The organism is Myxococcus sp. CA033, from assembly GCF_013336625.1.
GTDB classification, from domain to species: domain Bacteria; phylum Myxococcota; class Myxococcia; order Myxococcales; family Myxococcaceae; genus Myxococcus; species Myxococcus llanfairpwllgwyngyllgogerychwyrndrobwllllantysiliogogogochensis.
Genome location: NZ_JABUMU010000050.1, coordinates 1 through 5,971, shown reverse-complemented (window position 1 = coordinate 5,971; position 5,971 = coordinate 1). Strand labels below are relative to the sequence as shown.

Here is a 5,971-nt window from a genome sequence, read left to right as displayed (position 1 = left end):
CACCATCCGCTTCACCATCTGCGCCTTGAATGCGTCTGTGTACGGCACTTCAACCGCCTGCACTCGCCCCCTTCGGGTGGTCAGCTCGGCATCTCAGCCGAGGCGACTTCTTCCCTGACACAGGGGGCAACTGCCTGCGCCGCCGCGAGGAGGCCAAGACTCGCATCGCCACCAAGGCGGATGCGAAGCTCATCGAGCTGCGCGCCACCGCCATCGCCGTCTCCAAGGACGACGCCCTGAAGATGATTGACGGCTACCTCCTCGGCTTCGAGGAGGCCCTCGCGGAGGGCCGCGTGCGCGTCGACAACCCCACCGACTTCAACACCATGGTGCGCCTGAAGGAGTTCGTCCAAGGCGGCGCCGACTCCCGCCAGGAACTGCACGCCAGCTTCTCGCTGGAGGGACTCCAGGCTCGGCATGCCCATGCCCTACGAGCTGCACGCGAGACGACACCCGCCGAGCGCGGCGAGGTGGACGCCGAGGTGGAGGACAGTGGCAGACGGCCAGAGGTGGTGAGCACGTCGGGCGGTGAACAGCTCGCCCCCGACACATTGAGCAATACAGAAACGAACGCGCCCGCGCATCTCTAGCAGGAGACTCTGCGCCCAAATAGGTCCAGACTTTCTCCAAGGACCGACCGGCGACGCCTTCTCAAACGACACAGCCTAGAGATGGTCTCAAAGTTGGCTGGGCGCCCCAGGTCTCTCTGGGCATAGGCGCTGATGAAGTGTGCCACCTCAAGGGTCCTCGCTCCCTGCTCGCGCGCCACATTCGGCAGAAGCCCTATGATGGCGAATTCGCCCACACCGACTTCCAGAGCCCACACAAATTGACACGTCAATGACGCGTCAATGACGCGTCAACGAACACCTCATGCCCCAGCAGTCGCCGGCTGCATGGGCAAGAATCCACACGCCCCATATCGGCACCGCACATGCATCCCAGAGGTGGCCACGACCAAGCCGGGGGAACCCAATCTGTTCGAAGAGAGCTCCAACCCCAGCGATAGTCATGGACAACGGACACCCCTACCACCCCCAAGAAACGTAGACACAGATGAAGGAGAACGCCTCATGACTTTTTCAATAGACAAGCTGGCCTCGGCCATTCCGAACGTGGTGGATAAGATTCCAGTCCTGGGAACACTGTACCACTATACTGCCGCGGTATATGACGCAGTGCGCGGCGACGCCCGAGACACAACCATACAAGTCGTTGACGGCTTCCAAGGCATCATTCGCGACTTTACGTTCTGGGCGGAGCCGGCCTTTGTCGGCGTAGCCCACGCCGCAACAGAAGAGACTGTCGACGGAATAATCAAGTCTCTCTTCGACGATGACCAACGCGCCAAGGTTGTAGCAAAAATCCAAGCCCACAAGCGGGCCGGCAAATTCATACCACACTACTCACGGTACATGCTTGTCACCGATGGATTCAAGGAAAAGCTTGAATCAAAAAAGGACTCCATAACATCGCTGCGCATGCTAAGGCATGCCATCTGGGCAGGGAAGTGGCGCTACAAGGGCGACTATCAGCGGTCATGCACATTAGTCTTGCCCAATGGAGTAGCCGAGTCGGCTCTTGGAGTATTCATTTACTCCCTCGGGCACGAAGCATTCGAAGCGGTTGCCGCGCCCTCCGTAAGCGGACAAATCAGGAACGCGAAATATGACGATGACGGGTTCTCGTTTGAACTAGACACCTCGATTACTGCCCCCACCGGCGGTTACTCGTTCAAGGGAACAATTGGCATCAAGACAGGCAAGTTGGCGCTTACGATAATCCCCACCTCAGGCGCCCCCTCCATGGAGATAAATCCATCAATGAGGTATTTCAACAGAATGCACCCAGACCAAAAGTCGTTTGACCAGATTTGGAACCCCTAACGACGCATGACCCTCGGATGCCGAACTGCATGGCCTCTCGCGGGAAATTCTCCGGCGACTTGCGACTCTCGGGCCGCCTGCGCTTATCCGTCATGGCGTCTCCGTGTGGAAGGCGCAGGCTTTCGGCTCCAGCCCGGGGCTCGCGCCCGAGCGCTTTGCGCCCTGTGTGGGGGCTTGCGACAAGCCTGCATCCGCCGCACACCTGCCTGCATGGGCTTAGCGGCGTGGCACGCACCCGCTACGAGCACCAGGTTCTGCATCGCCCGTAGACTGAGCCTCCATGCAGGTCCGACATTCGGCCATAGCGCCGGTCAAACCAGCATCCCAAGCATTTTTTGAAATGCGACCGAAACCTCGCAAGGAGCTGCACGTGAGGGCGGTCTCAAACGGTCGTCGCGACAGCTAACGCGAATACTTCGGCAGGCGTTCGCCATGCAAGCGTTTGACGCGGGCGCCCGTTGAGTTCGTGCGCGATGGCGTCGAGTTGCTTGCCGGAGAGGGCTCTCAGAGGTCTCCGGCGCGAGAGGTGCCCTCGGAGAGCACGGGAAGTGACCCCGTCGTATTAGAAACGATTCGTACAACTCCAACTGGCGACCAAATATAGTGCGCACTCTACGAGCCACATACAACTCACAGGGCTCGAACGATGAGCCCCGGGCCGTGTCGGAGTCAGCCGGCCCGAGCATGGACGCCGTGGAACCCATCCGTTTCAGCAGGGTCCGTCAAGGCCGCGCACTCGGAGAGGTCATCCGCTCCCTCTCCGAGCATGGTTCACCGATTTATCTGAAGCGGGTTAGCGGGCGTCGCGCTCGGGCACGGTGAGGCAGGGCTCCATCTTCTCGGGGGCGACGAGGAACAGCTCCGCGCGTCCCAGGTCCTGGGTGAGGCCCGACGTGGCGAAGCCAATCTGCCCGCCGCCGTCATACGCCAGCGCCAGCCAGTCGTTCTGCGACGCGGGGAAGTTGCTGGCGCCGGAGCCGTCGAGGTCCCGAGAGTAGGACGCAGCCTGGATGGTCCCATTGTTATTGAAGTCCAGGTTGGCGCTGGCGTTGCCGACGACCTGGACGCCGTTGAAGCGAAGCGCGCTGATCTTCGCGAGGTCCGCCTCGGTCGTCGGGGCGACGGGCGTGAACGCGGCGACCTCGTTGATGCTCAGCTCGCTGAAGGCGGCCACCTGCACGCGCGAGTAGTCGAACACGTTGTTCAAGCCGCCAATGCCGAAGCCATCGAACTGGTACTGGTAGTTCATGACGCTCAGGTAGTTGGGCTTGTAGTTGGCGTTGTCGGTGCCGCCGTGCCGCAGGCCGATGTTGTGCCCCAGCTCGTGCATCAGGGTTCCGGCCCGCTGCAGCTCCGTGCCGCCGCCGATGAAGCCCAGCGTCACCACGAAGTCATGCGCGGGGATGCCGCGCGAGATGCCGCTGGAGTTGCCGCCGTCGTACCGGTTCGCGAACAGCATGTAGTGGAAGTAGGGCGCGCGGTTCGCGGCGAAGTACTTGCCCTTGATGACGTCGAAGTCCGTCCACACGGGGCTCAGGTCCAGGTCCGCGTCCGCCGCGGTGATCTGCTGGTCCACCACCACGTGCAGCGTGATGCCCGTGGAGCCATCCGGGTTCGACACTGGCGCGTTGGCGAAGGCCGTGATGACGCGGTTCAGCATCGCCTGGGTCGGCTGCTGCCCCGGGTAGTAGTCCGCCTCGATGAAGATGTCCTTCCTGCGCGCGTTCGCGCCGAGGGCCGTCAGGTCCAGGCCGCCGCCGAAGCCGAACGACTCCGCGTAGTCGTTGAGCCGGTCCCCGTCCGTGTCGGGGTTGTTGGGGTTGGTGCCCAGCAGCGTCTCCACGATGTCGCAGACGGCGTCGCCGTCCGTATCAGGGAGAAGCGAGCAGGCGGGGATTGGGAGGGGAATGGCCGTTGCCACTTCCACGCCCTGGCGGGTGCTGGCCGTCTCCGCTTCCGGGAGGTCGGCGCCGCCACAACCGTTCAACCCGAGGAGCGCGACGGAAGCGGTCAACAGGGTCTGATGAAGCTTGGACATGGAATTCCTTTGTGTGGAAAGCATTGGCGTCGTGCCAACCGCACCTTTGCAATTTACCGTGTCAATTGTCTATTTAATTTTCCGGCTTTAACACGCTTACGGCTTTTACTCGATTGAGACAATCAATGAAATTGGGCCCCGCTGTTCTGCAGTGGCTCCCGACGGCGCAGCATCACCATTCAATACAAGACATTGCAGGGCTCGACAGTGCAGCAAATCACGACGCAGCAGGTCTTGCCGTGATGGTCTCGACCTGCCTCTGAAGTGACAAAACGAACGGCCCCTGGGTGACTTGGGGCCGTTCGTATTTTTGTGGGCCCTGAAGCCTAACTCAGGGAGGGTTGGGGACGCGTTGCTCGCGCACGCGCGGGTCATCTGGCCGCACCAGGGGCCGCAGCGGGGCGCCCCCTTCTGACCCCCTGTGTCAGGGAAGAAGTCGCCTCGGCTTTCAGGGCTCCTGCTCCTCCTGGGGATGTAGAGCGCTAGGGAGGCGCGCGGGCCTGTAGAGCCCGAGCCCGACAGGGCCCACTGGGTTCACCTCCCAGCGTCCCCATGCAGCACGAGCGTGGTCCGTCACCACGCAGGCGCACCGGCTTCACCCCTGCAGCGACGCCGTCTAGTGACGGCGCCCTGTCGAAGTTCACAGCACCAATCGGACCCCAATCGAAGGACAACCGCCGGCTCAATCCTCAAACCCCTGAATATCACTCACCACTCTGCGGCGCAGAGGGTTCGAGTTCTCTAGAGGAAAACAGAGAACGAGTTCGCACAGAGTCTCATTCGGGGAGCTGATTGAAAGGCCCTGCAACCTGGCAGGGCCGTTTCGGTTAACACGAGTCGCGCGATGGATTGCGCTAGACACTCGCGCTTAAATCCCTGAATCATTAGGGGTTTTGCCCCACGACAACTCAGAGGACACTCTCTACCCTCTATCGCCCAGAGCCTGATTGCCCATCCGTTCGGCTGCGGATTGGGCTTTCTTTCGCCCAATCGGGGGAGAGACGAACCGAGAGCGGTTAACAGGTGCTGTTAACCGTTGGGACAGCGGTTAACACAATTTCCTGAGACTCTCAATTCTCCGCTCTAAGGTCTCCAGGAAGGCTGCTCTCTCTGCTCTCCGGTTTCATTCCTTACATGCTTTGCAGGCTTCCGCAGGGGCGTCGCGAGGCGGGCACGGCCCCTACGGAGGGCCGGCCTGCGCGCCCCAGGCGGAAGCGGGTAGCCGATGAGCCGCGCCCCCGGCGCCGGTCAAGTCCCGAATCGTGTGTAGTTGGTTCGGAAGGGGAACGAGGGAGGAAAGCTCCTTGGCGGCATCATTCAGCGGTGTCTGGGGTTGAAGTCAGAAGGGCCATGTCCCCCCTGTGTCAGGGAAGAAGTCGCCTCGGCTGAGTTGCCGAGCTGACCACCCGAAGGGGGCGAGTGCAGGCGGTTGAAGTGCCGTACACAGACGCATTCAAGGCGCAGATGGTGAAGCGGATGATGGGCCCGAGCGCGGTGAATGCCTCGACGCTGGCCCGGCAGGTGGGAGTGTCCCAACCGACGTTGTCGCAGTGGTTGCGCGCGGCGAATAGGGTAGCGGCCATGACGCCCCCGTCCGACGAGAAGAAGTTCGCCCCGCCCGCTGGGCCGAAGAAGTGGACACCCGAGGAGAAGGTGCGCGTGCTGGCGGCGGCCCAGGAGCTCAAAGGCGAGGAGTTGGGGGCGTTGCTGCGTGGAGAGGGGCTGCATGAAGCGCAGCTGCGAGAGTGGCAGCAGGCTGCCGCGGGGGCGCTCTCCGGCACGGCGAGCGAGCCGCTGCCGGCCAAGGAGCGCAAGCGGCTGGCCGCCGCCGAGAAGCGGGTGAAGGAGCTCGAGCGGGAGCTGCACCGCAAGGAGAAGGCGCTGGCGGAGACGGCGGCGCTGCTGGTGCTCGAAAAAAAACTACGCTGGCAAATATGGCCTGAGCCCGGGGTGTTGCCCCTCTGAGAATGGGAGGAACGCCATGGCACGAACGACAGCCCGCCCCCTCGCCACCCGCGAGGTGAGAATCGACAGCGAGCGCCGGCCT

4 protein-coding genes, 1 tRNA gene and 1 pseudogene are annotated in these 5,971 nt (G+C 62.4%); 4 read left to right on the top strand and 2 right to left on the bottom strand.

Features of this window, described 5'->3' with window-relative positions; genetic code table 11:
* Positions 1-29: 29 nt before the first annotated feature.
* Together HUA78_RS47600 and HUA78_RS45485 are read left to right on the top strand one after the other, a co-directional pair.
* Positions 30-590 carry a hypothetical protein gene (locus HUA78_RS47600; protein ID WP_305798554.1) on the top strand — a complete coding sequence of 187 codons (561 nt, stop codon included), beginning with the start codon at positions 30-32 and terminating at the stop codon, positions 588-590.
* A 483-nt stretch (positions 591-1,073) separates the two neighbouring features.
* Positions 1,074-1,886: a hypothetical protein gene (locus HUA78_RS45485; RefSeq protein ID WP_174466138.1), complete on the top strand. Its 813-nt coding sequence runs from the start codon at positions 1,074-1,076 to the stop codon at positions 1,884-1,886.
* 382 nt (positions 1,887-2,268) lie between these two features.
* On the opposite strand, the pseudogene HUA78_RS45480 reads toward HUA78_RS45485, so the two are convergent.
* Together HUA78_RS45480 and HUA78_RS45475 are read right to left on the bottom strand one after the other, a co-directional pair.
* A pseudogene (locus tag HUA78_RS45480) lies at positions 2,269-2,382 on the bottom strand (IS30 family transposase); the annotation flags it as partial.
* A 297-nt stretch (positions 2,383-2,679) separates the two neighbouring features.
* On the bottom strand, positions 2,680-3,924 hold the full coding sequence (locus tag HUA78_RS45475; protein WP_174462877.1) for a hypothetical protein: 1,245 nt from the start codon (positions 3,922-3,924) through the stop codon (positions 2,680-2,682).
* Between the two features lie 468 nt (positions 3,925-4,392).
* Between HUA78_RS45475 and HUA78_RS45470 the strand changes: the two genes are divergently transcribed.
* Positions 4,393-4,477: transfer RNA gene (locus HUA78_RS45470), tRNA-Tyr, on the top strand.
* A gap of 866 nt (positions 4,478-5,343) precedes the next feature.
* Positions 5,344-5,889, top strand: a complete 546-nt coding sequence (locus HUA78_RS45465; protein WP_217442879.1) for a transposase — start codon at positions 5,344-5,346, stop codon at positions 5,887-5,889.
* The last annotated feature ends 82 nt before the right edge of the window (positions 5,890-5,971 follow it).